The organism is Aurantiacibacter zhengii, assembly GCF_003584125.1.
Taxonomy (GTDB): domain Bacteria; phylum Pseudomonadota; class Alphaproteobacteria; order Sphingomonadales; family Sphingomonadaceae; genus Alteraurantiacibacter; species Alteraurantiacibacter zhengii.
In genome coordinates, this window is sequence record NZ_QXFL01000007.1 from 1 (window position 1) to 25,010 (window position 25,010).

General features: G+C 60.2%; 24 protein-coding genes. 12 read left to right on the forward strand and 12 right to left on the reverse strand.

The window, feature by feature from the left end; genetic code table 11:
* The 3 genes from D2V07_RS14165 to D2V07_RS14175 form a co-directional block, all read right to left on the reverse strand.
* Positions 1 to 1,048 (reverse strand): transposase (locus tag D2V07_RS14165; protein WP_147366993.1); only part of this gene is annotated, 1,048 nt, incomplete at its 3' end.
* Between the two features lie 44 nt (positions 1,049 to 1,092).
* On the reverse strand, positions 1,093 to 1,566 hold the full coding sequence (locus D2V07_RS14170; protein WP_119587613.1) for a hypothetical protein: 474 nt from the start codon (positions 1,564 to 1,566) through the stop codon (positions 1,093 to 1,095).
* A gap of 49 nt (positions 1,567 to 1,615) precedes the next feature.
* The gene (locus tag D2V07_RS14175) at positions 1,616 to 1,984 is read right to left on the reverse strand and encodes a hypothetical protein (RefSeq protein ID WP_119587614.1); all 369 of its coding nucleotides are present in this window, start codon (positions 1,982 to 1,984) and stop codon (positions 1,616 to 1,618) included.
* Positions 1,985 to 2,335: 351 nt separating this feature from the next.
* On the opposite strand from D2V07_RS14175, the gene D2V07_RS14180 reads away from it, so the two are divergent.
* The 10 genes from D2V07_RS14180 (at position 2,336) to D2V07_RS14225 (ending at position 10,946) form a co-directional block, all read left to right on the forward strand.
* Positions 2,336 to 2,653: a hypothetical protein gene (locus tag D2V07_RS14180; protein WP_119587615.1), complete on the forward strand. Its 318-nt coding sequence runs from the start codon at positions 2,336 to 2,338 to the stop codon at positions 2,651 to 2,653.
* A gap of 85 nt (positions 2,654 to 2,738) precedes the next feature.
* Positions 2,739 to 3,023 carry a type IV conjugative transfer system protein TraL gene (gene traL, locus D2V07_RS14185; RefSeq protein WP_119587616.1) on the forward strand — a complete coding sequence of 95 codons (285 nt, stop codon included), beginning with the start codon at positions 2,739 to 2,741 and terminating at the stop codon, positions 3,021 to 3,023.
* Between the two features lies 1 nt (position 3,024).
* On the forward strand, positions 3,025 to 3,588 hold the full coding sequence (locus D2V07_RS14190; protein WP_119587617.1) for a type IV conjugative transfer system protein TraE: 564 nt from the start codon (positions 3,025 to 3,027) through the stop codon (positions 3,586 to 3,588).
* Positions 3,585 to 4,382, forward strand: coding sequence for a type-F conjugative transfer system secretin TraK (locus tag D2V07_RS14195; RefSeq protein WP_119587618.1), 798 nt, complete (start codon positions 3,585 to 3,587; stop codon positions 4,380 to 4,382). The genes D2V07_RS14190 and D2V07_RS14195 overlap by 4 nt, the downstream gene beginning before the upstream one ends.
* Positions 4,383 to 4,387: 5 nt before the next feature.
* The gene (locus D2V07_RS14200; protein WP_119587619.1) at positions 4,388 to 5,695 is read left to right on the forward strand and encodes a TraB/VirB10 family protein; all 1,308 of its coding nucleotides are present in this window, start codon (positions 4,388 to 4,390) and stop codon (positions 5,693 to 5,695) included.
* 5 nt (positions 5,696 to 5,700) lie between these two features.
* Entirely contained in the window at positions 5,701 to 6,570 is an 870-nt protein-coding gene (locus D2V07_RS14205) for a DsbC family protein (protein WP_233548420.1), read from the forward strand.
* Complete coding sequence (locus tag D2V07_RS14210) at positions 6,567 to 7,049, forward strand: hypothetical protein (RefSeq protein WP_119587620.1); 483 nt, start codon at positions 6,567 to 6,569, stop codon at positions 7,047 to 7,049. The genes D2V07_RS14205 and D2V07_RS14210 overlap by 4 nt, the downstream gene beginning before the upstream one ends.
* On the forward strand, positions 7,018 to 8,682 hold the full coding sequence (locus tag D2V07_RS14215; protein ID WP_158586846.1) for a conjugal transfer protein TraN: 1,665 nt from the start codon (positions 7,018 to 7,020) through the stop codon (positions 8,680 to 8,682). Before D2V07_RS14210 ends, D2V07_RS14215 begins: the two co-directional genes overlap by 32 nt.
* 1 nt (position 8,683) lies before the next feature.
* Positions 8,684 to 9,754, forward strand: coding sequence for a hypothetical protein (locus tag D2V07_RS14220; RefSeq protein ID WP_119587622.1), 1,071 nt, complete (start codon positions 8,684 to 8,686; stop codon positions 9,752 to 9,754).
* A 400-nt stretch (positions 9,755 to 10,154) separates the two neighbouring features.
* Positions 10,155 to 10,946: a GntR family transcriptional regulator gene (locus tag D2V07_RS14225; RefSeq protein WP_119587623.1), complete on the forward strand. Its 792-nt coding sequence runs from the start codon at positions 10,155 to 10,157 to the stop codon at positions 10,944 to 10,946.
* Positions 10,947 to 10,957: 11 nt separating this feature from the next.
* Here the strand turns inward: D2V07_RS14225 and D2V07_RS14230 are convergent, their stop codons facing one another.
* From D2V07_RS14230 to D2V07_RS14270, 9 genes are all read right to left on the reverse strand, one after another.
* A complete protein-coding gene (locus D2V07_RS14230) occupies positions 10,958 to 11,620 on the reverse strand; it encodes a hypothetical protein (protein WP_119587624.1) in 663 nt (220 codons plus the stop codon).
* A 30-nt stretch (positions 11,621 to 11,650) separates the two neighbouring features.
* A complete protein-coding gene (locus D2V07_RS14235; RefSeq protein ID WP_119587625.1) occupies positions 11,651 to 11,860 on the reverse strand; it encodes a hypothetical protein in 210 nt (69 codons plus the stop codon).
* A gap of 89 nt (positions 11,861 to 11,949) precedes the next feature.
* Positions 11,950 to 13,194 (reverse strand): tyrosine-type recombinase/integrase, encoded by a 1,245-nt coding sequence (locus tag D2V07_RS14240; protein ID WP_119587626.1) that lies wholly within the window; start codon positions 13,192 to 13,194, stop codon positions 11,950 to 11,952.
* Between the two features lie 242 nt (positions 13,195 to 13,436).
* Positions 13,437 to 17,309, reverse strand: coding sequence for a PIN domain-containing protein (locus tag D2V07_RS14245; protein WP_119587627.1), 3,873 nt, complete (start codon positions 17,307 to 17,309; stop codon positions 13,437 to 13,439).
* A complete protein-coding gene (locus D2V07_RS14250; protein ID WP_119587628.1) occupies positions 17,309 to 18,172 on the reverse strand; it encodes a hypothetical protein in 864 nt (287 codons plus the stop codon). Before D2V07_RS14250 ends, D2V07_RS14245 begins: the two co-directional genes overlap by 1 nt.
* A complete protein-coding gene (locus tag D2V07_RS14255) occupies positions 18,166 to 19,230 on the reverse strand; it encodes a restriction endonuclease (protein WP_119587629.1) in 1,065 nt (354 codons plus the stop codon). Before D2V07_RS14255 ends, D2V07_RS14250 begins: the two co-directional genes overlap by 7 nt.
* 65 nt (positions 19,231 to 19,295) lie before the next feature.
* Positions 19,296 to 20,447, reverse strand: coding sequence for a hypothetical protein (locus D2V07_RS14260; RefSeq protein WP_119587630.1), 1,152 nt, complete (start codon positions 20,445 to 20,447; stop codon positions 19,296 to 19,298).
* Between the two features lie 389 nt (positions 20,448 to 20,836).
* Positions 20,837 to 21,313, reverse strand: a complete 477-nt coding sequence (locus D2V07_RS14265; protein ID WP_119587631.1) for an RES family NAD+ phosphorylase — start codon at positions 21,311 to 21,313, stop codon at positions 20,837 to 20,839.
* Positions 21,313 to 21,723 carry an antitoxin Xre/MbcA/ParS toxin-binding domain-containing protein gene (locus D2V07_RS14270; protein WP_119587632.1) on the reverse strand — a complete coding sequence of 137 codons (411 nt, stop codon included), beginning with the start codon at positions 21,721 to 21,723 and terminating at the stop codon, positions 21,313 to 21,315. The genes D2V07_RS14265 and D2V07_RS14270 overlap by 1 nt, the downstream gene beginning before the upstream one ends.
* Positions 21,724 to 21,793: 70 nt before the next feature.
* Between D2V07_RS14270 and D2V07_RS14275 the strand changes: the two genes are divergently transcribed.
* Positions 21,794 to 23,929 (forward strand): TonB-dependent receptor, encoded by a 2,136-nt coding sequence (locus D2V07_RS14275; protein WP_119587633.1) that lies wholly within the window; start codon positions 21,794 to 21,796, stop codon positions 23,927 to 23,929.
* Complete coding sequence (locus tag D2V07_RS14280; protein WP_119587634.1) at positions 23,929 to 25,008, forward strand: PepSY-associated TM helix domain-containing protein; 1,080 nt, start codon at positions 23,929 to 23,931, stop codon at positions 25,006 to 25,008. The genes D2V07_RS14275 and D2V07_RS14280 overlap by 1 nt, the downstream gene beginning before the upstream one ends.
* The last annotated feature ends 2 nt before the right edge of the window (positions 25,009 to 25,010 follow it).

Below are 25,010 nucleotides of genomic sequence, written 5' to 3' on the forward strand. Positions count from 1 at the left end.
TTAAGCGGTCGAAGTTGTAGACCAGGTTGGCCAGCGTCAGTTTGGCTTGCGCCCTGGCGAGGCCGATCGTGCGGATGAAGAGCCCGTAGCGGTTTTTCTGGTGCGCAAAGACATGCTCGACCCTGGCCCGCACGGCTGACTTTGCAGCATTGGCGCGCGCCGTGCGCTCGGGCATGGGCTTGCCCTTGGGCTTTCTGCGATGGATGCGGCTTTTGAGCATGTTGCGCGTCAGCCAGGCCTCGTTCTTCTGACTGCGGTAGGCGCTATCGGCCCAGACATCACCAGCGGTGTTGCTTGTGTCGATCACCCGGCGCAGCTGGCGCCCGTCGCTGTCTGCAGCCGAGGTCACCGCCGCCTTTCGGATGAACCCAAAGCGCCGATCGATGCTGATATGCGACTTGTAGCCGAACACTGGGGTCGCGATCTGCGGCAGCGGCGTGCCATCAGGGCGATAGCGGATCTTGCCCCCGATCTTGATCGTCCAGCGCGCATCGACATCCTTCTGGTGCGCCTTGCCCGGCTTGCCGCGCCAGATCTGCTTTGCCGACTTACCCGCTTTGATGGCGGCCTTTTCTTCCTGCGTATTGCGCTGCTTGGGCGCAGGAACCAGGCTTGCATCGACGATCTGCCCACCCATGGCCAGATACCCGGCCTCGCGCAGTTGCTGCTCGAATGCATGCATCAACGCGTCGAGCGCGCCGCTCTCGGTGAGCCGATTGCGATAATGACGGATGGTGTTCTCATCGGGCATCGAGCCGCCCAGATCAAAGCCGAAGAAGCGCATCCACGATAGCCGGTCACGGATCATGAACTCCATGCGCGCATCTGACAGATTATGCTGCGCCTGGACCACCAGGACCTTGAACATCGCGACCGGATCAAAGGCTGGCCGTCCGCCCTTTGCTCCGTCGCTGTAGCCAAGCCCGCGGGTCAAAAGCGGCCGGAAGCGTTCGAACTCCACCGTTTGCGCCAGAACCTCGAGCGGATCGCCGTCCTTGCTCAATCGGTCCAGGTGCTCCGCCAGCGAAAACAGGCTGCGTGGCTGCATCGAAACTCTCCCTCCAATGCGCCAACTGAATCACAGTCAGACCGTCAAAGCGAGAGGTTATTGCGGGTGTCCAGCTTGCGATGATACTTGGCAATGGCCGAGGAAGTGTTCTTCGCTATACCGTCGCAAAGTTCGCTCCGGATGGTTTCGAAATTACCTTCGCAGGCAGCCAGTTCCTCAGGAAGGTGCGTCGCCATGGCAACTGCCACCATGGCTGAGGTTTCGCAGCATGGGTCCTCGTAGGATGTTGCATCGGTAAAACACTGTACGGTGATTGCCGCACGGATAGGATCGATCTCCAAATGCGAGGTCACCGCATGGAATTCCGCAAGCGGCAATGTGCCCTGGGCAATGCGGTCAAAAAAGCGATTGCGATGGCTTTGACGAATGACACCTCGTTCTGCGAGTTTCCGCACGCTCAATCCGCGCTTCTCCATTTGTCGTCGGATGAGAACAGCGTATTCCCGCTGGAGCTGATCACAGCGTCCGACAACCACGGTGTTCGATCCCTCGCGCATGATCCCTCCCTAAACGCGACCTATGCAAATGCATACTGCGCAAAAGCCCTTAACCGTGGCAAGTGGAATCTTTCCTCTGGGCGATCGACAATGCACAGAAGATAACCGTCTCACGTACACCGCAGTTCTCATCCAGTTTTTGGCATAGGTCCATTTTGAGCGCTTCCAGTTTGGAATTGAGCGATCGGGACAAGCGAAGATAAATTCTTACGTGGCCATCGAGTGGGAACTGGTTCTTGAACAACGTAACCTGTTCATCCGTTGGCTTCGGGGGATCTTTGATCGCCTCAAGAATCACGTCTCTAAGCCGCTGAAATTTCAACCGTTCGACGGTTAGCACGCGGATCGCTTCCGCAATAATTGCAAATGGCTGCTCGCCCAGCAGCAACTCGTGCACAACCTCGCTGTCGCTCGACATGACGCTTCCTCGCCCCCTGGATTCTCTTTCGGGTGCGATCAGTCTGCGAGTCGAACCGTCGTTGAATCAGCTTTGTGTCTAGCCTTGAGAGTCGGCGCTGCATACAGGCCAGCCATACCCGCGTTCATTCCGGGGTGGTCCTGATTCCGTGCCAATAGATCCCAAACGGAATGCCACCCGGTTTATTATTTAATCCCTAGTGGTGCAGTCTTTTTGACCAGTCGGATCGACAAAGCGCGATTCGCACCTTGAAAGGTCAGTCCTTGCGACGAATTGGTTGAGAAAAGGTTCCCGTTCTTCCCTTCTGGTCTTGGCGCATCGCGCTGTTCGTCAAACCAGAAGGGAAAGACAATGAAAGCACTCGATCTCAAAAAGGGTGGCGCGAACCTCGCCGTCGCCCTGGCTGCAGTGGCCGGGATGAGCGTGTTCGGGATCGACGCCGCGATGGCCGGTACCGACACCACGTTCGACACCGCGCTAACGCAGTTCACCGACTTCCTCGAAGGCTCAGGCGGTAAGATCATCACCGTGCTGTCGCTCGCCGGCGGCATCGTGGCGCTTGCCTCCGGACGCTTCTCGCTCGGCCAAGTGGCAATCCCGGTCGGGGTGGGCGTCGGTGCCGGCACCGGCGTGCCGATCGTCACCTCAACGATCACCGGCACGGTCTGATCGCTCGATCGGACCCTCTCCACGGGGGCGCGGGCTGCTGATCGCCAGCGAGACGCAGCCGCCCCCTGACTGGCGGAGACGACCTTTGGACCAATATTCCATCCCAAGACATCTCGACGACCCCGAGCTCATCGGGTTCTGGACGCTGGATGAATTCCTCATAATGCTGATTCCGTTCGGTTGGGGAATTCTCGCGCAGCACATCGTTATCGGACTTCTCCTCAGTGTCGCTGCATGGTTTTTCTATCGCAAACTTAAAGCCGGGCGTTCGATGTATTGGGTCCTGCACTTTGCCTATTGGCATCTGCCGGGCGGGTTCTTTGGTCTGAAGGTCGCTCCGCCTTCTCATCTTCGTGTGATGGCGGGCTGACATGGAACTATCTCTTGCTCACGAGGCGTCACAACGGACGCTGAAACAGCGCAACCTTCTTGCGCTCATCTGCATCGTTCTCGGCATCCTCGTCGTGGTGATGTTCACGGCCGCATCGACCCGCGATCGGGAAGTGGTGCTGCAGCCGATCCTTTCCAACGAAATGACGCTGAGCTCATCATCGGTCACGCCCGAATATCTGGAGGCGGTGACCCGTGACACCGCGCAGCTCGCGCTCAACCGCTCGCCCGAAACGCTCCAGTACTGGCTTGATGGCATCGTCGCCATCGCCGCGCCGGAATCGCGCGGCGCGCTTAAGGCGAAGCTGATGGAGATCATGGCGGAGCAGGAAGGCTCGCAGGTCACTCAGTTTGTCACCATCGACTGGATCAGGACGAACCCCGACGAGCTCACCAGCCAAGTCGGCGGCGTCCTCCATACGATCGTCGGTTCGCGCGATGTGCGCCGCGAACACAAGGTCTTCGAGTTCCACTGGAAATACACCGGCGTCTCGCTCCGCCTGAAGGGCTTCGGCGTCGTCGTGAAAGAAGGAGAGGAAGAATGAACCCGGCCATTTCCTCGCTCATGATCGTGTCGGGCGGCCTTCTCGCCTCGCGGCTCGATTGCTACCTGACGCGCCTGAGCGGCGCCGCTCTCATCGCCGGTGCATTCGTGATGTCCGCCGTCCCCGCCTTGGCTCAGGAACACATCCTCGCCGTCGATAACGGGGAGGTGCGCTGCCAGGCATCCAAGTCCGACCTCACCCGGATCGCGCTCAAGGATGACCAGTTCGTCGCAGTATCGCGTGTGCAGACCGGGATCGAGGCGGAAGACTTCGCGATCGTCCACGAGCCGACACGCGGCGACATCTATCTCTCGGTTCCCGAAGGGTACACGAAGCCGAACATCTCGTTCTTCGGCACGACGCAGAAGGGCTACGTCTACAAGTTCGATTGCCAGGTCTCCGGTGACGGTGCGCTGCAGGTGTTCGTGGCCAATGCGGATATCGAGAACCCGCAACCGCAGGCAGAGACGCTGCAGGCCGCTTCGCTCGACGACCGCGCGGTAGGTCTCGTCCGTGCGATGTTCGAACAGCGTCCCGTAACCGGCTTCGAGATCAGCGACGCAGCACGAGCCCCGGTCAATGTCGGCGACATCAAGGTGCAGCTGGTCAGCGAATATCGCAGCCCCACCATGACCGGCAAGGTCCTCCGGATCGAGAACACCGGCGCGGCGCCCATGACGCTGCAGGAAGAGCTCATCGCCGGCGACGGTGCGATCGCCGTCAGCATTTCAAACCGCGACCTCGCGAGCGGGCAGGCGACTGCCGCCTATGTCGTCGTCCCCACAGGAAGGTAACTGAGATGGATTTCCTGAAGCGCAAACCCAAGGATCTCGACGCCGCGGAACAGGACGAGCACGACGAGCTCGACGAGAGCGGCTCGATCGCGGAAAACGATCAGACGCAGAAGCGCCAGAAGATGCTCATGTATGGGCTGGTCGGCGTAATCGCGATCGCCGGGTCGATGTATGTCCTCGATACCGACGACACGATCGAGCAGGCGATGGACGACGGAACCGAGACCACGGTCTCGACCGACGCCCTTATGAACCGTCAGCGCGTCGACCAGGAATGGGTCGCCATGTACGAGGGCGAGATCAATTCCCAGGGCCAGCGTCTGAAGGGCGTCGAGGCGCAAGCCGGGCAGATGATGGAGCTCCAGTCGCAGGTCGACAGCCTGCGCAACGAGAACGCCGCAATGGCCCGCGATGGCCAGCGGGTTCTTGAAGCATACGAGCGCGAGAACGAGCAGCTCCGTCAGCAGGCGAGCCGTGGCAATGCACGCCCGACTGCTCCCGGGCCGGTTGCCGCCGCACAGGCGCTGGGGGTTGCCCCCTCCTCATCGCCTGCCGCGGCGGCACCGCAGCCTCCTCGTCGTAGCAACGACGTGCAGATGGTGTCGTTCAGCGGGAATGGCGGGACCGGGTCGCGCATCGACGCTTCCAAGTCGCCCGCGGTCTACACGGATTCGCCGAACTATCTCCCGCCCAACTCGATCGCGAAAGCGACCGTGGTGGTGGGGGTCGATGCGACCACGAACACGCGCAGCCAGAGCGATCCGCTGCCCGTGCTTCTGCGCATCACCGGCCCCGCCCGCTCGGTCTACAGCGAGGGGCGGCTTCTCGCCACTCGGGTGCAAGGGTGCATGGTCAACGGCGCGGCGTATGGCGATCTCTCGTCCGAGAAGGTCTACGTAAAGCTCCAGCGCATGACGTGCGCGCAGCCCGGCGGCCGCTTTGCGGTGTCGGAGGTTCAGGGCTTCATCGCGTTCGGCGGCAAGGTTGGCATTCGCGGCCGCGTGATCAGCCGCGAAGGTTCACTCACGACGCAGGCGTTCCTTGCCGGTTTGGTCAGTGGTGCGGGCAAGGCCGTCGATTCCGCATTTTCTGTCCCAATTGTTCCGGTCGGCCAAGATAGCCGAGCGAACCTTCCGAGCCCTTCGGCCGGCGACATTGGCCTTAGAGGCTTAGGCGCTGGCGCTGAAAACTCCGGAAAGATGCTCTCCGAATATCTCATCGAGCGTGCCGAGCAATATCAGCCGGTCGTCGAGATGCCCACCGGCGCCAGCGTCGAGGTCGTGTTCCTCGACGGCACTTTCATCAGGAACTGAGCCTCATGAACAACCAACGCATTCTTCCGGCCTCCGATGGCGACAGCTACAGGAGCGGTGCCAAACGGGTCCTTCAGGGACTGCTCATCCTGGCCACTGGCGGCGGGATCGCAATGGGCGCTTCCGCGCTGGCCCAGAGTTCGGGCCCTTCGGTCGAGAAGGCCCTCGCAGAACGCCTTCCGAAGACCGAGATCACGGCGATCGACTGCGAGAAGATCGAGGGGGTGTGCGAGGTCCAGGCCCGCCAGAACCTGTTCTACATCGATCACGGCGCCCGCTATCTCATCATCGGCCGCGTGTACGACATGGAGACGAAGCAGGATCTGACGGCGGCGCGGCTGCTGGAGATGAACCCCGATATGCTCATCGGGGGAGGGGGGGACACGTCATCGTCCGATCCCGCCCAAGCGCCGGGGCAGCAAGGCGCAGACACCGCCTCGATCGACGATCAGGTCGATCCGCGAGCCCTCGCGGCACTGCCGCAAAACGGTGCGGTCGTCATGGGCCGCGGCGCGAGGACTATCACCGTCTTCAGCGATTTCCGCTGCGGCTACTGCAAGCGTCTCCACGAAACCCTCGAGACGTTGAACGTGAAGGTCGTGGAGCGCCCAATCTCGGTGCTCGGCACCCGCCCCATCTCCGAAGCGGTCATCTGTTCGCCGGACAAGCGCCGGGCCGTCAACCAGGCGTATGACGGCGGTTCGATCACGACCGGATCGGATTGCGACACCTCCGGTCTCGACGCGAACGAGGTCTTCGCTCGCAAGCACGGCTTCAATGGAACCCCCGTAATCGTCCGCGAGGATGGCGCCGTCGTCCACGGCTTCCGTCCGCGCGAGTTCCTCGAAAGCTGGATTCAAGGGAGTGCGTCGTGAACAGCAAAGCCATCCTCGCCATCGCGGTCTTCGGAGGTCTAGTCTCCGGCTGCACCACCCTCGGCACAAATGTGAGCGGCAGCTTTCGCTGCGACGCCCCCGACGGGGTGTGCGCGCCTTCCACGGTGATCGACGACAGCGCGATCTCCCGGATCGAGGAGACGAGTTCCTCTGACCTGCTCAATCCGGCCGGCCCGTACCAAATGGATGACGGGATCGATGCGCCGGTTCACAACACCGTCCTCGCAGCCGCACCGATGACGGCCAGAAGTGTTCCAAGCTACGAGCTCGCGGTCGTATTCCCGGGCTACACCGATGCCACGGGCATGAGCCACGCGCGGCGCACGGTCCGCACCGAAGCCGTCCTGCCCGGTCGCGGCGATGCGATGGACGCGATGGCTATGCGCGGCCGCCAAGCAGCCCGAGCATCAGCTTGCGCACGCGCAGATGACCTCGTCCGATGCGCGGGCAGAGGGTGAGGCGCTCGGTGAAGGTGTGCGCGATGCGACCAACGGTTCGATCCTTGCCAACGGCGCCGAAGCTGATGTGCCGACATTTGGCGGGACGAGCTTTCCATCGCTGGATTATGCCGACGATGCGGTTGGGCTGACGACGGCGGGGGAGGCTCAGCGCTATCAGCAGGACTACCAGGTCGTGGTCGATCCCTACCGCAAGGTGGTTGACCCGGCGACGATCGACCTTTCGGCGGCATCGGCGATCGAGGCTGATCCGGACGCCTACCTCGGACCCAGCGGTGCTCCTGGCGGGTCCACCGGTTCGTGTAACCCGTTACCGTCTGGAGGAGGGGGCTCCACGACCTATCTTGAAAGCTGCAACCAGGGTTCGCAGCCGTTCGACGAAGCGAGGACCTGCAAGGCGCCTCTCGTAGTCCAGACCCAAGGCACGCGGTATTGGGAGTATCAATGCTCGACCGGCTTCATCAAATACCAGACTAGCGGTCCGTACTGCGACATTATCCAGCCTGATCTCGATGCGGGAAGCTGCCGTGTCATCGATCGGGAGCGCATCGGCGAAACCTGCCTTCAGTGGGGCGGCAGGGATGGGCGGTGGTGCACCGAGCCAGGCGATCCAGTCTATCGTGAAACCTATAGCTGTCCTTCCCAGCTCAGTATTCCGGGCGGCGTCGAACGCAATTCAGTACGGATCGTCAGCGAGGCGGTCGACGAAGCGCAGTGTCAGGCCACGATCGGCACGGCGTCATGCTCTCTCCAGAGCGAAACCTGCACCGCACCGAACGAGACGCGAGTCATCAACGGATTGTCGGTGACGCGCCCGTGCTGGGAGTGGAGCCGCACCTATCAGTGCCAGGGATTGCTGCCCGCCAACGATTGCGCTGCGCTCGAAGCCCGCCCGGAATGTTCGTTCAGTCACGACGAATGCCTGAGCTACGATACCGACGGCACGACCTGCAATGTCTACGATCGCTGGTTCCAGTGCACGACGCCGGATACCGGCACACCGCCCCCGCCGGCCTATGTATGCGCTGGCGATCTCTACTGCATCGATGGGGAATGCACGACCGTCACGCGCGAGGCATCGACGGAGTTCAAGGACGCAATGGTCGCCATGAACGTCATGGGCGAGCTCAAGGATGGGTTCGATCCGAACCAGTTGAAGATCTTCAGCGGTGAGAACCTCAAGTGCACGAAGAAGGTGTTCGGCCTGTCGAACTGCTGCAGCGGGAAGGGTGTTCCTCTCCTGACGCCGTGGCTCTGCAACAGCCAGGATCGGGACGTCGACAAGAAGGATGACGCGGGCCTGTGCCACTACGTCGGCACCTATTGCTCGGACAAGATCCTCGGGGTCTGCGTCACCCGCAAGCAGTCATACTGCTGCTACGGAAGCAAGCTGGTCCGCATCCTCAACGAGCAGGGCAAGGCGCAGCTCGGAATGCAGTGGGGCAAGCCGAAGGAACCCGACTGCGAAGGCTTCCTCATCGCTCAGTTTCAGCAGCTCGATCTCAGCCGGATGGATTTCCGCGAAGTCTACGCCGAATTCGTGGACGCGGCAAAGCTGCCGGACGAGATCGAGATGTCGATCCAGATCCAGACCAGGATCGAGAACTACTACAACACGAACGGGGGGACATGACGTGGCGGGTGCCGAAGTCATCGCTTTTCAAAAAGGGGATCCATTCCCCGCGGCCGAAGTGCTCGATCTTGCCATCAGCGTGGCGATCGGACGAGATCTCGCTGCCAGCGAAGAGGAAATGTTCTCTCGCATCACCACCACGTCTGGCAATCAGCAGACACAAACCGATAGACTCGAAACAACGCGCGGTGGAAGCATCGGCGTTGGAGCTGGCGGCGGTCGAGGAGGCAGTGGTCAGCGGGGCGGTGGTGGCCGTCCTGGCATCAGTGGCGGCGTCCAAGCGGGCATTTCGGGACAAGGTGTTTACGTCGACAGCGTTGATAGGGGTGGCCGTCGAGATCAAGCGAATGGCTTCGATTCCTCCACGTCGGATAATCGTTCTAATGGATCCAACGTCACACAAGACAGTGGGACGTATTCTCAGAGCGGAAGCTTCAACAGGAGTGAGGCCTATACCGATAATTCCTATTCCCGCGAGCGGGCACTCGAACAGATCCGCAGGATCGACGAGCGCATCGCAGCGATCGATGAGACTGCAACGTCTCTCAGCAACAACACCTCGACACGCGACGGTGTTGGCGCGAACGTGAACTTCGATATGAGCCAGATCGTCGCAAGCCGGTACCAGGAAAAGGCGTCGGAGATGGGCATAACCGCTCCCAGTCTCGCGCGGACGGATTATTCACCCCAGGAGCAGGCCGCCTACGATCTCGTCGCTCGAGAAATTATCTCGGATTACTACGATCAGCGAGTGGCACCCTATCGTGATCTCATCCCAGAAAGCGGCAGCATTGTCGGAAATGTCTCTGGTCCCGGAAACTTCACAGAGGCCGATCTGCGCGGATCTGCGCCACGGCCTTCGCACGGCGGTTCTCGCAACCTCGTTAGCGGTTCATCCGACAGTTCGGTCGGGGACAGGATCGATGAAGGGGCAAGCTCTCTTGGCGATCGGTATGAGGCGAATGGCCAACGCTATGGCCAACGTCGACAGGAGTTCGAAAAGCATCGAGGAGCGCCTGGCGGGTCGGAAGAACGCTTTGATCGGCGGTTCTATGACCGAGATCAAAGGTGACGCTATTTCGATCCCGAACAGCTACAGACTCAGGAGCGCTACGACTAGAAACGTAAGCGCGAGTGCCAGAGTAACCAGCGAGTTGGTCTTATGATTACCGTAAGAACGAGGATCTTCAAATTCGTCGAGAACGATGCTGTCATCTCGCATTGATGCTCCACGTGAGGGGTCACCCGTCTTTACGGCATATTCTATCGGGCCGTCATTCGCATAAGGGTCGAAGGTATCCACGATATTCTCCTGATTTGAGCGTAGCATTTTCGGTCATAACTTTCAACGGCTGACCGAATGCTTCGTTCAAAATCAGATGGGGTAAGCCGCTACGGATTCCTTGCTGACAGACGGTGCCAAATGATAGTTTCTGACAAAGCCAACCGGAGAGAAGGGTGAGGCAAACCTTGTGAACGAAAGTCTTTCCAAGATCGATGCGACTTATATCGAGCTTCGGGAGCGCATTCTCTTCGGCGAGCTGGCAGCGGGTGCGCCAATGTACGCTGAGGATATCATGCGGCACACCGGCGTGTCGCTTTCCATGGCTCGCCAGTTGTTGCTCTCGTTAGGGACTGGCGGATATCTGAAGAAGTCTGGACGGTCCTACGTCGTGGCGACGTTTACGAAAGAGCAGGTCGAGGAATGGCGCTTGGCGCTGTGCGCCATCGTTGAAATTGGGGCACTCAGGCTCGCGCTGACGGGCGCGGAAAGAATTGATGAAACAGCGGCGTTTCTCGATGCGCATGTGCGCGACGTCGACGTCCGGAACGAGCGCTTCTTCATAGGTGCGATGGCGTTGACTACCTTCGTACTCGGCGGCCCGCGCAGCACCCTCTCTCAGCTCGTCGAACAGTTCATTCCGCAGGCGTTCTTCCGACTCCTTTGGATTGCTGACTCCTATGCCGACAGAACCGGATTCCTGGTCGAGGCCGGAGATCGGTTTCTCAGCGCCGCAAGGTCAGGCGATCTGGAGGGGATCAGACAGTCGGTCCGATTTTTCTTCGATGGGACCGCGCCGTCGCTCTACACATTGATCGACAATATGGCGGGGGGTTCGTTTCCGGCGAACGAGAAAACCGACGGTTTCCAGACGATCGAGCTGCAAATCAGCGGCGTGCCAACCTATGCCGGAAGCAGTCGCTCTTCGACGCCGATCCTTCGGCCGATCTCCGATGCAGGGAAACTGGCGTTCACCCTATGAGTCTCGTTAGCTCAGGCTTCGACCGGCGTCCTGGGATGGAGGCGCATTGCCGTCGCAGCAGCTGCGCAATCGCGAGGAGGCATGGAGCAAATCGTGCGGATCATGCTTCCGGCCGATCTTACCATACCTTTCAAGGCGTCGCCATCAAGGCGACGCGCTTGAGCATAGGCGAGGGCAACGGTCGCTCGTTTTGCGTATTCTTCGAGGAGATGCACCTCGCCCGTTGCAGCGACCACGGACAGCATCAGCTTTTGATGCGCCAATGACGATGCAAGGGGTTTACCGGCGCGAGCAGTCTGTTCGAAGGTCTTCTCTCTCTTACGGAGCTCTGCACGCGCGGCTGCGCAATCCAGCGACGCGAGGCGGATGATCGCCGTGGCTTCGATGCCAGCAAGGGCGGCCATTTCATCGTCGATATACGGTGACGTAGGCTGGAACCATTTGAACCGCATCAGGTCGCTTTGAATGAAGCCGTGCGACCGCAGGCTGTCGAAGGCATAGCTTCCCCAAGAGGCATCCCGGCCGCTTGCTTCGGCAATACCGTCTGGATTAGGTGCGCCAAGCGAACCCGGGTCCTTAATCACCGATCCGCGGAGTTTCTCAATGTCGGAATCCGCGCTTTTCGCCATCTTCTCGACAGCGGACCTGTAAAGCTGGTCGACTCCCTGTTCCATTGCCGGACTCTATCAGGATCTTGCGATCCATCAATCTCGATCGGGCCATTCGCCGCCAGCCAATTCCTTTTCGTAGTCCGCGATCCGCTTCCACTCAATCGCGGTTTCATCGAAACGATCGTAGTTCAGAACGCGGGCGCAGACCTCGTCCAGCTCTGCAGGATCGTCAGGAAGTTTGCCTTCCTGGCGATACTTGTGGACCGCATGGAGCAGCCTCTGCAGATCGGCATAATGCTCCACGGAATGCGCCCCCTTGGAACTTTCTATCGAAGAACCTTGCTTAAAAAGATGTCAGTGTCGAGACTTCTTGTTCGATTCCTAGCCCTGTTCTATTTTGGCTCGCCGCTCAGAAAGCGGGCCGTCGCGCTCGATTTCGCGCGCAGCTTCTTCCCGTAGCGTAAGATGGTTCCTGGAGATGTCCAGCGCATGGCATTGGTGATCGCCACCCCGTCGGCGCCGAGCGCAATGAGATCGTGGGTCAGGCCGACCCTGAGCGAGTGTGAGGATATGGTCTTCAGCGCCTTTACGATGTCGTCTTTATCCACCTCGATCAGGCCGTCGGCCCATGCGCGCTCGACCAGGCGCTTGTAGATCGCATTGACCCCCTGCGTCGTCAGCGGATTGGGGCCGACCGTGTAGACGGTTATCGCCGGCGTCGCGGCTTGGCCGACAAGTCGCTCTTGATAGTGCCGCGTGTGTCCGGGGATGCTGTCCCATGCCTGAGGGGCGATCGCGTCCTTGGCCTTCTTGCGCGTGACATGGATCCGCCTGAACATCGCCCCTTCCTCGATCTCTGCCGCCTCCAACCAAGCCCGCAGACGCCGAACCGCATCGGCCGGCATCCACACTTCCGCGCCTTCCGCTTCCTGATCGGTCTTGGAGAAGGGCACGGTCAGCGTGCCGGTTCCATCAACGTCGACCTCAAGGTCCGCGACTTCGGCCGCTGTCAGCTCGCTGACGCGCAGGCCGCCGTAATACCCGACCGAGAGAAGGGCTGCATCGCGGAGGCCCGGAAGCGTGCTGTCGCAGCACTGGAGCAGCGCCTCGATGGTGATCGGTGAGCTGGTGCCGGTGCGGCTTTCTCCGACGCGGATTGCAGCTGCCTGCCGCTGTTTCTTCTTCTTGCCGATCGCCACGAGCGTCTGGCGGACCATGCGGTCGCGCGGGCCTTCCGGTGCGAGGCCGAGCATATGATGCGCCTTGGCGATGCTGGAGATGCGTCGCACGATCGTCGCCGGCTTCGCCTTGGCCTTTACCTTCGCCTCGATGTAACGGACCAGCGTCACCGGGTCGGCCGGGAATGCCGCGCGGCGCTCAATTAGGCACCAGTCGACGTAGCAGTCGAGGTCGGCCGCGGCCGCGATCTTGCTGTTCAATGCCATCGCCTTGAACTCGGCTTCGAAGCGATCCTGACTGATATTCTCCAACGCTCCGTCGGCGCCGGCCGCCAGCGCCTGCGCGATCCGCAGCTCCGCCTGCAGCTCGCGGTCGATCTTCTGGTCCTTGCGACGCGGCTGCGGCACCTTGCGCGACTGGTCGTGGACGATGATTTCGGAAGCGGGACGCTTGGGCATCGGTGCGAATTTCTCGTGATTGCCGGACCGCTATCGCAAAAACACGCTCCACTCCGCAAGGGCGCACTTGCTATAAACCGCAATTATAGAAAATAGCTCTTTCGAGCTGAGGGGGGGTCCTTGTCGCGTTTGCTTAATGACCGGACTGGACTGGCTCCGCGTTTTCACCAGCCCGATTTTCCCTTAATGACCGGACCAAACTCGCTCGATCCGGAGATTGAACCAACTTGCTCATGGTACAACTACGCTACCATATAAAAATGCCCGCGGCACCACGCCCTAAAATAATCGAGAGATCGCTTGCTCGAGCCGCCCTGTCTTGCGTCGATGATCAGCCGCTGCTCGATCGCTGACAGGATTGCCTGCCAATCTACCCTCCCAGAGATCAGACGTCCGAACATGTGACCTGCACAACGATCTTGCTCGTGAAATGACAGGGACGAGTTCCACAGCAATTCCATGGCACTCAAAGCCGCTAGAATATGTGAGCGCATATCCGCGTCCACTCCCCCGAGGTAGGCGGCGGCAGCCTGAAAATAGCCGAACGTCGGCTGCGGGCCTTTCTCCGCGATCGCGGCCAGGTTCTTGCCGCTTAACGACACATGGCCGTGTCGCCAGACGGCCAGGTTGGCAACGATCGAACACTGCTCGATATCGTCGAGTAGTTCGTTCTCGGCCAATATGGTGACCGTCGGTTGCAGCCAGACGCTGCGGGCCACTCCCATCTCCTGCGCCATCTGACGAAGGTTGAGTTCGTCAGACAACAGCGTGCAAACCTTGGCGCGGGCCAGCAGGATGGGGTCGATCATTAGGTCGGCGTCGCGCGCGATGACGCCAAGGCTCGCGCCGGAGAATTCGTCATCGTCGACGGGACAGACTTCGCAATGTTCCTGGATCAGCGAAATGCCCACATCGATCTTATCAGCGATCTTCCTGGCCTCTTCCGCGCTTTGCTCGGTTCGGACATACTGGCCGTCGATGTATCCGATTGTGCCATGATCGTGCTTTGAGGAAAGCTCGCTCTCACTACGCATCTGAAGGAACTCATCGAAGCTCGACTGCGCGAGATGGAGCGTGCCGAACCACTCCTGTAACGCCGGGAGCATGCCGAATTGCATCGCTCGCCATGCCGAGAGCGTATCGAGGACCGCGCCTTTTTTCTTACTTGTCCGAACGATTCTCTCGGCGTGAACACGCTCTGCGCCAAGGCCGTGGCAGGTTCTGATTTCCTTGCCGCTTCCAGCGATGTGTTCGGCCATTCCGACAACGCTGCGTCGATACATTGGGGCAAGTACGCAAACCGGGATGGGGTGTTGCTCGTAGATGTCGAGCATGCCTTGTGCATGATCCGAAGAGCTTTTCGCGATCTCCAGAACCGGCGAGACGTCGTCGCCCTTCATCTTGATTGTGAACATCGAGGTCTCTTCCGGAAACCGATCGGCGTGGGTCGCCATGATGTCGTGCAAAAGCCAGATGGCCTGATGCTTGAGTTCGACCAGTTCATATTCCCGATCCGGTCCGACCGCCTGCGGATAGCTGAACCGTTCACCGACCTTCTTGCCGATGACCAGCTTGGCCAGCGGATGATCTAGGGAGAAGCAGCGGACCTCAGGTATGTCTTCGTCAGTCAGGATGCCCTCGACATCGTCGTCGCCATCGATGCCGCGCAAATGGAACCAGAGATTTTCCCGGGCGACCGGAATCTTCGCGATAGTGTCCGGCAGGTTCCGATCGAAGAAGATGAACCCGGGCCAGCTAACCGCGACTTCGCGCACATCGCGATTGTGAGCAGCCAATTGAAAGCCGAATTCGAGGCCCTGTTCTGCGTCGATATCCTGCCGCAAAATCTGAGCGAGGCGCAGACGCTCAAGAACGTGACCTTCCAGCTGCGACGGATCGAGTTTCTTGATATGATTACGCGCGGCGCGCATGTCGTTTCGTCGATGCAGTGCTCCGTGAAGCAGAAGGTGCGCTCGCAGATCGGAAGGGCGTGCTGCTATTGCCTTGCGGGCATATCGCTCGGCTTCGCGAAGGTCTCCGCGATTATATTGAGCGGCAGCCGCGAGACGCGCGTACCCGTTCTTTTCGATGATGCTATCGGGGAGCGAGCGGAAGAACGCGCCGGCACCCTGCGCGCGATCGGCATTGGCGTATGCCATCGCCAACCATGTGAGAGCAGGTGTATGGACTTCATTCGCCACATAACCCGCCAGTGCATCGATAAGCTCTGCCCACTTGTCGTTAAGAAGGCATAGATTGGCGAACATGAGACGGTGAGCGTAGAGAATATCTTTCTGCGCGAGCGAATGAGCGGTTTCGAAAACCTCTTCGAAACGCTCCGGTGAATGCGCGCTCAGGAAGTCTGCCACCATGATATGTACGGGAAGCGATCTCGGCCAAGCGGTGAGGAGCTCCTCGGCGTCTTCACGTGTCGCCACCGGATGTTCGGACAGGAACTTTGCCCGAAATACCATCGTGTCGAACTGCTCGAGCAATTCGCCTTCGAGATCTTCGCGACGCCGGCCGGTTCCATAATCCAGGATCTTTTGCCACTCGCTTTCGGCCGACCAGATGTGGAGCAGAAGAGAGGTCTTCTCCGCACTGTCCTGCAGTCCCAGCGCGTGGGCCTCGGCCTCCTGCAAGTTCTCCTCGTCGAGCGCGGCATGGGCCGCCACGGTCAGGACGCGACGATCGTTCGGAGCGATCTGCAGAAGCTGGATCGCGATCTTCCGAGCGTCATCAGGACGGTGCAGCGCCCGGTGCAGCGTCACAAGATTGCATCCGCTCGTCAGATAGGGGTCCTGCTGGGCGTTGTCGTACAGCCGGACTTTTTCCCAGTATTCGGCAAGCAGGCGCTCGGCTGTCTCCAGATCTTCTCGGCTGTCGGGGTCGCGCAAGGGCGATTGGCGAAACTGTCCGTTACCAATCCGCTTCTCAAGCAACGCGTCCGCAGCGAGACGCCGCGCGTCAGCGTCCTCCGGATCATCCTGCCAGGTTTGCAGCGCGCGTTCGATGAATTCGTCCCGGCGGTCTCGATGCCGCAGAAAGTGACATTCATAGGTTCGCACCAGCGTACGCTTGAGCAAGGAAGCCGGTACGATCGCGTACGGATCGACCTCATCGCCGAGAAACATGGCAGCCTGGAAGACGAACCCTGCTGCATGCTCGTCTTCCAGATCCTTCTCGAGCCGCGTACTTGCAACCTCGAGCGATTCATCGAAACGTTCGATCAGCTGCAACCCCAATATCCGGTTTGTTGCGATGCGATCGTCGTCAGGATAAATCGCATACGCTTCGAGCAGGCAGTCACCGGCGCGCTTCTCGTCACCCAATCTGTGATGGGCCAGTCCGATATTCGCGCGTATGCGCGCACGAACCCGCGGCTCATCAGCCGACGTCAGCGAGTTCTCCAATTTCGTCAGGAGTTCGAAGGCTATCTCGACCCGGCCTTCGTTCAGCATGTCGCGATAGATGTCGATCTGTGCATCCCAATGCGTCAGCAGTTGCTGCCCCTTCGCTCCATCGGTAGCGATACCTTGCAGAAGGACGTGGCTCTGATGCTGGACAGACAGGCTTTGATCGAGCTTGGCGTGGGTCCGCGCTGACCGTGCAAGTTGCTCTTCGCCGATATCGGCAAGTTTCTGTGCCATCGGACTATGGCCCGGATCGAATGCATCGAGTGCTTTCTGGTCTTCGGCAATACGATCCTGGAGCGTGTTCCAGCCCCAGATTTGGATATCGATTATGCGCCCGGCTGCCGCCTGCTCTTGCGAAAGCTTCGCGGCGATTTCGTCGTAAGTGACGTCATCGTCCGCCGTTGTGACGATGAAAAATTCAGTGAGCGCAGGAGTGAAAGCGAGAGCCTTCGTAAGTTCCGCCCGAGCTTCGGTTTCGGTCAGCTTACGATTGGTGGTGCGCAGTTTGCATTGGATGCCGACTGGCTGCCTTGCATCGCGATCGCGCCTGCCAAAGACGTCGATGCCCTTCTGGTTTTTGCCGCTCTTGGCTACCCTCTTCGTATTGGGATCGCCGAGGATACCGCGAAAGAGAATGGCGATGTTCTGCTCGAACGTCGCATCGTCTGCCGGTATCGAAATAACGCTTTGCGTCGTCATCAGTCGCGCAGTCCCAAGGCGCGCAACCAGGCATCGACCTGACCAAAGGCATCCTGCTGCCATTCATCCGCGCTGCGACCATCGAGCACGTCCGTTTCGGCAACGAAATTACGAACTGATGTCGGACCATAGCTTTCCAGCGTGTCGAATTTCGCATCGATCAATTTAAAACCAGCGATGCCGCTCGCCTCGTCCAGCAGGGGACGACAGGCTTCCGCGATGGCCATAGTGCCGCCAGAGTAGTTCCTGATCGCGTAGTATACGTCGTAGGCGTCTTTCTCCTTTTTTCGACCATCGAGGGCATGGCCCTTCATCGCCAGGAAGGCAGGGATGGTGCAAACTGCGATCCGCACGCGGTTCGTCCCGCCGGTGGGCATGGGCCCGGCGACCTCGATGATTTCTTGGTAGGCCACTCCAAGATCCGCGCCATCTGCTTTTTGGACCGCGAAGCCCTCAATGAGCTTAGGTCCCTTGTTTGAGACCATGGCATCACGAGGCATCAGGAAGTCGATGATTACCCTTACAGGTTTTTCACCATCCTGGAGATCAATCTCGCGTTGCAGCTGAAAGCGCGCCAGCGCTTCCGATTGCTGATAGCCGTTCTCGAGCAGGGCATCGACGAGCAGGCTGTATTCACCGTCGCTCAAAGCCTCGGGATCGAGATCCAGATCGAGATCCTGCGTGCCGACATGTGCCATCGACTCTTGATCGAGCAGGAGCCAGGGCACCGAGCCTCCCACGATGGTGTATTTGCCGCGATAGCTGCCGAGGACCTGACCAATCTCGACTATCGCCGATCGCACTGCCGCAGTGGAGCGGCTGTCGTAGTCGGCAGCGGATCTGGGTTCGCGCGGCTTCACCATTGGAGCGCCTCGGCACGCAGATGCTCGGCCGCTTCCCTTCCCCGCTCGCCCGCTATGGAGAGATCGAGGTACGTCTGCACTGGACCTGTTACGACCAGTCCATTCTGAAGACGCAGTGCGGTGCGAAAGACATCTGGATCGTTCGGAACCAGAATGTCGATATTTGCCCCTTTCGCAGCGCTCTGGAGATTCAGTCCAGACTGCAAGCGGGCTAGCCCGCGCTCATCGGCGTAGAAATACGTGCGACCGGTCCGTGCAAATGGGGCTATCCAATCCGCTGCCGAAAAGGACGCGTACAGCAACACCGCGTCGATCCCGTCGGTCATGACGGCGCGAACGGCGTCCTGGAGTTCCGACCCGTGAAGATGGGAGTAAAGTTGGACGCGTTCCCCCGGGGGGGGCTCGTATTCCTGGCGCCATACGTCGAGCAAACCGTTTGGGTCCGACACCCACATTCCTTCCTCGGACTGCTCGGCCCATTCGCGTTGGCGGAGTTGCTTGCCGACCTGGCTGGCATGGCCGGCACTCACACCTGCCTGTTCCGCCAGATCGCCTATGCGCCATGAATACTTGGGATCTTTCAGCAATGTATGCAGAACCGCCGCAGCCTTGGGCTTGAAAAGCGAACGCAGAACGCGCTGCTCAACCTTGGGCTTGGCGTCGGTTTTGTGGTCGATCTCGAGCCCTCCGACCGACAGGTAGGCATTGCCGGAAAAATCGACGAACCCAACACCGTTTTCATGACAAATTTCCCGCGACGCCGGGGAGACATAAGGCGCGGCTAGGACGGTATATGCATCGTCACCGTAAGCCTGGGCTGCCGACCGTAGCTGCCAGATTGCGGTTCGCACACGGGCAGGTTCGGCGTTGGCTTTTACTTCTACCAAAAGCGTGTGGGTGGCCTTGCCCCGCCGAAACGACACGATGAGATCGATGACAGTGTCGGAAGACATGACCTGACGTGCCACATCGATGTCGGACACGCTTTCCATGCGGCGGAGCAACTTTCGAAGCGTCTGCTCTGCTTGGTCTTCGTTCACTAAATCGTGCGCGTTCATCGCGCGGCGAATAGCGTGTTTTTAGTGAATATCAAGCATCACCGGGTCGTAGCGCCCTAACCCAATCAGCTGCCGTCCTTTGGCATCAACTTCTCAAGCGCCAACATCGCATCGTCGAACTCGTCCAGAGCGGCTTTCGACAAGCCTGCCCACGGCGTCGCTTGGGCTGATCGAACGTGTTCACCTGCTGACTTGTTCGTCCGAAAGGAATGCAGCTTAATCCCGCTTACCGTTGTAGTGGCGACCAGACCCAATTGTCGCAAACTCACGATCATGCCGTGAACGCCGACGCGCGATACCCCTAGGACCCGATCGATCTGATCCGACCGCAGCGCGCCGAAACCCGCGAGATGCCGTGCCAGTAACGGCGCGCGCGAATTACTGCGCAGCGACGAGCTCCGCTCCCGGATGACCGCGTCTGCCACCCTCACTTCCTCCGCGCTATTCGCTAGCCGCCGGGCCGCGCGCTCGACCGCCTCGTAATGCGCAAAATGTCGTTCGGCCTCATCGACATCGGGCCGAAGAGCGTGAGCGACGATCGCTCCGGGTAGCGGGATTGCGTGTCGCAGAAGGCCCTCGGCTTTTAGAACCGTGCCGGCATAGAAGCCGAGCGACCAAGTCGGCGGCACCGTCGGGGCCATCTCGTAGGCTCGGCGGAACACGCCATCGTCAAAGGTTCGTATTTGGGTTTCGCGAGGCGCGAATACCGTATGCCTACGTGCCAGATCGGCATAGCCGAGCGCGAGATCCGATCCGTCGGCGGATGCCGTAACCTCGCTTGCGAGTTGGGATGCCTGCCACAGATCCTCAACCGGATCGGTTTCGTCGGCGAAACCCGGCCCGCGGCGCAGCGGCCTCGCGAGCAACCCGAACGCTTCCGCGGCTTCGGCGAGAGGTTGCCATTCGTGCGCGACGAGTTCGCCGACGACGGCGTTCGCGATCCGGACCGGAGAGCGCTGCCGGTTGGTCGCCTCGTCCGAAAGCGTGACGACCCCTGCGCGCCAAGCGGCAAACCTGTTGTCCGTGAACGCGTGTCGCTCGACCCGCAACGCGTCGATGACACATTCGGTCACAAGCCGCGCGGCGAAGATGCCACGCGCCTCCGGCGCGAGCCCGTTCATGGCACCCTCAAGCCGTCCGAGCGCGGCGAAGGCGGCGTGGCGCGCGCCGCGCAGTTCGGCGGTGGTGGCGGTGTTTGGGAGGTCGAGATCGAGCATTGGAAGCCGGTAGAGAGAGTTTGGACCTTCAGCATGTATAGCGAACTCGACTTCGCTTGACAGCCACTCGTACGGTCAATCTTATTCACTATCGATAATCGGACACTATCGATAGTGACATGCCCTTCTGTTCGCTATATGTGTATCGCGAGCAATTATTGACCGGATTGGACTGCCGTTGCGTTTTGAGCGCGCAAATATTCCCGCAATAACTAGACTGGCAGATGTTGGCTCGCAAATGCACGCGATCTTCTCGGCAGGTATGGCGCGGAAGAAGCAAAGAGCGTTTTAGGCGCGCGAAGAATGCTCTGAATGCGGTCACGGTTGCTGAGGACGAAATCAACAAGAATTCAGATCAATAAGGAATACGGTTTTCGATAGCCCTGAACTTACTTGTAGAGACGACTGTCCCACCAAACCGGTTGAGCAAGTTCCCATGTGATCTGACCAAACTTCGGGTGACTGGGGTTGAGCAAATTATTATTTTCAAGTCTTGCTTGTATCGAGGGCACCAGCAAGATCGCGCTGCGACCCTCTTGATGCCAAGCTTCCCCGAACTTCTTGCAAATGTTCTCTCGGGGTCCGTCCCAACCGGAATGTGCCTCTGGTTGGAAAACTTCGTAGCTCACAGTCGGGGGAATCGTAATTCGTATGTAATGCTGATTGGGCGGGAGAAGACCGCTCCCGTGCACCAACTTTTCGAGCATCGCCGTGGAATAATGCTCGGACGTGTAGATCATCGGACTTTTTCGAGTGTTCCAGCGGCCTGGGTACAAGCTCGACCCCTCGGCACTGAAAATCTCATGCTCGCCGACCGGATCTCCAATTCGAAAACAACTCAGAACCCGATCGAGCTTTTGTCCCATTAGACCGCGCCGCCATACGCAGCGCGGCCAAGGATATTGGAAACAGCGTCGGCTCCTGGCCCGGTAGCAAGCGCAACGTCCAAGGGCAGTTTATTGTCGAGCATCATATGCGGCCGCGTAAGAAAATCACGCGCATTCTCGGCGCTGCCGAAAACATTCTCGGCCATTGCAAACACCTTGGCGACACGCGCCAAACGGTCGCTTTCCTCGCGGCTGAGCAATTTCTTAGCTGCCTTGCGGCGGCGCTCGAGGGTGGCCTTGGGGATAAGGCGAAATTTGAAACCCGCATCTCCCGGCGATACTTCCGCCGCCAACCGGTCAAGGGCACTGACCGGAAGACCATTTTCGACGCTGTTGGCCAGCGCCAAGCGCGAGCCCTGAACCACATCGAGACCCAAAAGGTCTTCCACCTCCGCAAACTGCTATTGCGAACTATTCGCAAACATCCTAGGGGCGCGTTCGACATTCGAAGGAGTCTTCATGCATCGCTACCTCACTGGCGCGTTCGCGCTCGTCCTCGCCTCGCCGGGTTACGCCCAGAGTGTTCAGTCTGCAGATTCCCCCGATACCGAGCGGGACGACTCATCCCCTGCAATCGTCGTCACCGCCGCGCGCTCGCAGCTTCCCGCGAGCGCTCTGCCTCTTACGATTGACGTGATCGACAGCGAGGCCCTCGAACGGCAGATCCTGGTGTCTGGCTCTACCGTCGATGCCGTCTCCGCACTCCTACCCTCGTTCTCGCCGACGCGCGAGAAACTGAGCGGGGCCGGCGAGAGCCTGCGCGGTCGATCGCCCCTCTATGCAATCAACGGCATCCCCCAATCGACACCGGTACGCGACGGGTCGCGCGACGGCTACACGATCGACCCGTTCTTCATCGACCGGGTGGAGGTCATCTACGGCTCCAACGCACTTCAGGGTATCGGCGCGACCGGCGGCGTCGTGAACCAGGTTACGGTCGGAGCGCCGCGCGAGGACGGGGTCGCGATCGACGCGCTTGCCCAGATCACCCTGCCCGACGGCTTCGACGGCGAAGGGATCGGCGCCAAATCGGGCGCGCTTGTCGGCTACCGTACCGGTGCGTTCGATGCGAGCTTCGGTGCTACGGTCGAGCGGCGCGGGGCCTTCTTCGACGGAGCAGGCAATCGCATCGGCGTCGACGGCACGCAGGGCGAGATCCAGGACAGCGACAGCTGGTCGCTCTTCGCCCGCCTGGGATACGATCTGCCGACCGGCGCGCGGCTCGAACTGGTCGCGAACCGCTTCGAACTCGAAGGCAATGCGAATTACGTGCTCGTCCCGGGGGATCGGTCGACCGGTATACCCTCGACCAGCGTGCGCGGCACGACGCCCGGCGATCCACCGTCCAACACGGCGGAACTGCTGTCCGCCTCGCTGACCGATACCGACCTTGGCGGCGGCACCCTAGTGCTACAGGGCTTTTACAGCAAGACGAGCGACGTTTTCGGGGGCGGCGTCTTTGGGACATTCCAGGATCCGGCGATCGATCCGTCCGGCATGCTGTTCGACCAGTCGGCGAACCGCTCGCGCAAGCTCGGCGGCAAGGTCAGCTACGAGCGCGCCGTTCCGGGCTTCGAGGATCTCACGCTTACGGCAGGATTCGATGCGCTGTTCGACCGGACCGAACAATCGCTCGTCCAGACCGACCGGGTCTGGGTTCCACCCAGCGACTTCCGTAGCCTGGCGCCGTTCCTGCAGGGGAACCTGGCGCTGGCCGATGGCGTCGTTCGCTTGGCGGGAGGGCTCCGGTACGAAAATGTTGAGCTATCGGTTGGCGATTTCCAGACGTTGGCGAGCTACGGATCGGTGCAGGTCGACGGGGGCTCCCCATCGTTCCAGGATCTCCTCTGGAACGCGGGCGTGATTGTCGAACCAATTGACGGCTTGCGCGCCTATGCCAGCTATGCCGAAGGGTTCACCATCGCCGATGTCGGACGCATCCTGCGCGGCATCACGCAGCCCGGCATCGATGTCGACGACTTTCTGTCGCTCGAACCCGTTGTCTCGAATAATCGCGAGCTGGGACTCGAATGGGATCGAGGAGCGCTGCAGGCTTCAGCGAGCTATTTCTGGTCGTCGAGTGACTTCGGGTCGCTACTCGTGCTTCGCAACGACGTCTTCGAGGTCGAACGCCAGCCCATCGAGATCGAAGGGTTCGAAGCCAGCCTCGCTTGGCGCGCACCGCTTCCGGGTCTCTCTTTCAGCGGTGGCTATGCCAATCTTTCGGGCCGCACCGATGGTGATAGCGATGGCATTGTGGACGAGGATCTCGATGGGGCGAACATCTCTCCGGACCGGGTCAATCTTGCTGCCGATTATTCCTCGGGTCCGCTGAGCCTGCGCGCACAGGCTCGCTTCTATCTTTCGCGACAGTTCAATGACCTCACCAGCGCTACGGACTTTGAGGGCTACACGTTGCTCGACGCCTTCATCGCCTATCGTACCGATATCGGCGAGTTCGCGCTCGCCGCATCGAACCTGACCGACGAATTCTACGTAACCTACGACAGCGATACCGTTCGGGTCACTGACAACAGCCGCTTCTATTCGGGCCGCGGGCGGACCTTCACGCTAAGCTGGCGCGGCGCCTTCTGATGCAGCTTCTCTCATGGCTGCATCGCTGGACTGGCGGCATCGTGGGCATCCTCCTCGCGGTCATCGGCCTGTCGGGCACCGTGCTGCTGTGGGAGGAGAGCTGGATCATGCTGCCCGGTGCCGATCAACCGGTGGTCGCCGATCCTGTCGCACTCGGCGAGGCAGTTGCCGCAGCCCGCAAGGCCGGACCGGAATTGTCGCGAATTACCTTCGCCAGCGAGGAAATCGGACTGCACCAGGCGATCTATGCCGATGGTAGCGGCGCTTATCTGAACCAGGATGGAGTGCTTGTCGAACGGTGGGCGAGTAGGTGGGATCGCCCCGAACTTTGGCTGTTCGACCTGCATCACTATCTGCTCATGGGAGAAGCGGGTAAAAGCATCACCGGGATTCTCGGCTTCTTGCTCCTTGGTTTCTGCATCACCGGCCTCCTTCTTTGGTGGCGTACCCGCAAGACCTATCGCTTCCGCATATGGCCTGCCCGCTTCACGCGATCAGCCATCGTTCGCCATCACCGCGACTTGGGCGCGGTTGCCTCCCCCTTGCTCATTCTGGTCGCCTTCACCGGTGCGATGATGGTGTTCCCTACGATTTCGGCGTGGCTATTGTATCCCATGACGGAGGAACAGATTGCGCCTCCGCTCCCCGAAAACCTCGGACGCCCGGACGAGCAGACGAATTGGCCGCTCGTTATGGCACGAGCACAGGCCGCTTTTCCAACAGCAGTTCCCAGGCGCCTGATGATGCCCGCAGCAGAAGGCGCGCCGCTTGCGCTGCGCTTGAGGCAGGATTTCGAATGGACGCCTAATGGCCGGACCTATGTCTGGATCGATACCCGGTCCGCTCATGTCGTTGCCGAGCAGGATCCGGCCACCAGCGACATGGCTTCATCTCTAACGGAAAAATACTATCCCGTACATGCCGCGAAGGTCGGCGGCATCGCTTGGCGTTTAGTCATGAGTTTTGCAGGCTTGTCTTTGGCGATGCTCGGTCTGTTCGCGTCATGGAGCTTCTGGGCGGGACAGGCGCGCGCGCCTTACCGCCAAGGACCTCGAACGGGAAGCGCTGCCGCGGTCTGAAG

What these genes read in the sequence shown, in the direction of transcription:
- D2V07_RS14245 (WP_119587627.1), bottom strand. Translation starts at nt 17,309, where the DNA reads ATGACGACGCAAAGCGTTATTTCGATACCGGCAGACGATGCGACGTTC.
- D2V07_RS14250 (WP_119587628.1), bottom strand. Translation starts at nt 18,172, where the DNA reads ATGGTGAAGCCGCGCGAACCCAGATCCGCTGCCGACTACGACAGCCGC.
- D2V07_RS14200 (WP_119587619.1), top strand. Translation starts at nt 4,388, where the DNA reads ATGGATTTCCTGAAGCGCAAACCCAAGGATCTCGACGCCGCGGAACAG.
- D2V07_RS14230 (WP_119587624.1), bottom strand. Translation starts at nt 11,620, where the DNA reads ATGGAACAGGGAGTCGACCAGCTTTACAGGTCCGCTGTCGAGAAGATG.
- D2V07_RS14195 (WP_119587618.1), top strand. Translation starts at nt 3,585, where the DNA reads ATGAACCCGGCCATTTCCTCGCTCATGATCGTGTCGGGCGGCCTTCTC.
- D2V07_RS14260 (WP_119587630.1), bottom strand. Translation starts at nt 20,447, where the DNA reads ATGCTCGATCTCGACCTCCCAAACACCGCCACCACCGCCGAACTGCGC.
- D2V07_RS14280 (WP_119587634.1), top strand. Translation starts at nt 23,929, where the DNA reads ATGCAGCTTCTCTCATGGCTGCATCGCTGGACTGGCGGCATCGTGGGC.
- D2V07_RS14180 (WP_119587615.1), top strand. Translation starts at nt 2,336, where the DNA reads ATGAAAGCACTCGATCTCAAAAAGGGTGGCGCGAACCTCGCCGTCGCC.
- D2V07_RS14205 (WP_233548420.1), top strand. Translation starts at nt 5,701, where the DNA reads ATGAACAACCAACGCATTCTTCCGGCCTCCGATGGCGACAGCTACAGG.
- D2V07_RS14215 (WP_158586846.1), top strand. Translation starts at nt 7,018, where the DNA reads ATGACCTCGTCCGATGCGCGGGCAGAGGGTGAGGCGCTCGGTGAAGGT.
- D2V07_RS14255 (WP_119587629.1), bottom strand. Translation starts at nt 19,230, where the DNA reads ATGAACGCGCACGATTTAGTGAACGAAGACCAAGCAGAGCAGACGCTT.
- D2V07_RS14170 (WP_119587613.1), bottom strand. Translation starts at nt 1,566, where the DNA reads ATGCGCGAGGGATCGAACACCGTGGTTGTCGGACGCTGTGATCAGCTC.
- D2V07_RS14265 (WP_119587631.1), bottom strand. Translation starts at nt 21,313, where the DNA reads ATGGGACAAAAGCTCGATCGGGTTCTGAGTTGTTTTCGAATTGGAGAT.
- D2V07_RS14240 (WP_119587626.1), bottom strand. Translation starts at nt 13,194, where the DNA reads ATGCCCAAGCGTCCCGCTTCCGAAATCATCGTCCACGACCAGTCGCGC.
- D2V07_RS14190 (WP_119587617.1), top strand. Translation starts at nt 3,025, where the DNA reads ATGGAACTATCTCTTGCTCACGAGGCGTCACAACGGACGCTGAAACAG.
- D2V07_RS14275 (WP_119587633.1), top strand. Translation starts at nt 21,794, where the DNA reads ATGCATCGCTACCTCACTGGCGCGTTCGCGCTCGTCCTCGCCTCGCCG.
- D2V07_RS14175 (WP_119587614.1), bottom strand. Translation starts at nt 1,984, where the DNA reads ATGTCGAGCGACAGCGAGGTTGTGCACGAGTTGCTGCTGGGCGAGCAG.